Origin of the sequence: Streptococcus mitis (assembly GCF_001579045.1) — a bacterium.
GTDB lineage: Bacteria > Bacillota > Bacilli > Lactobacillales > Streptococcaceae > Streptococcus > Streptococcus mitis_D.
On record NZ_KQ970261.1, the window covers coordinates 78,556 to 79,365 of the forward strand.

An 810-nucleotide genomic window follows, 5' to 3' on the forward strand; every position below is an offset into this window, starting at 1 on the left:
CTGCTTCTAGTTTTGCTTGTACTGCATCTACTGCTTCTTGTGCTTTTAATGCTGCGTATTCACTTGCATTGTCTCCTGCTGTTTTAACTGCTGTTGCTTTGGCTTTTGCTGCTTCTAGCTCTGCTGTTAAATTAGTGTATGCTGTTTCATATGCATTAATGCTGTCTTGAGTTTTTCCTGCTGTATCTGCTTTTTCTAGTTTTGCTGCATCTGCTTCTAATTTTGCTTTTTGAGCTTCTGTTGCTTTGTCCACTAACGCTGCTTTAGCTTTTTCTAACTCTGCTTTCTTAGCTTTTACATTTGTTAATGCTTCTGCTACTTGTTCTGGTGTTGAATCTGCATTATTGATGATACCTTCTGCTGCTGTTACTGCTGCATCTGCTGCTTGTTTTGCTGCGTTATATGCTTCTGTTGTAGATGTTGTTTTTCCATCTGTTACATTTGCTACACCTGCTAATGCTTTTAATTCGTCTTTAGCTGTTGCTAAGTCTCCAGTATTTGCTTTGTCTTTTAGTAACGCTGTCGCATCTACTAACTTCGCTTTTAATGCTTCTACTTTTGCGATTGCTGCTGCAGCTTCTACTTTTGTAGCGTTGTTTTGTCCTGCTTTTGTTACTAAGTCTGCTGCTGTAGTTTTCGCTTCTGTTAATTGTGATTGAATCGCATCTACTGCATTTTTGTATGCTGCAATACTTGTCGGAGTTTTTGTTGCTTCGAACGTACTTCCTTCTGCTGGTGTTAACGCTGTGTCTGCTTTTCGTAACTCTGCTACTTGCTCATCTGTTGCTTTGTCTACTAGTGTTGCTTTTG

The 810-nt window shown here is 39.5% G+C and carries 1 pseudogene; it reads right to left on the reverse strand.

The window, feature by feature from the left end:
• Positions 1-810 (reverse strand): annotated as a pseudogene (locus tag SMIDD28_RS11780) (FIVAR domain-containing protein); the annotation flags it as partial.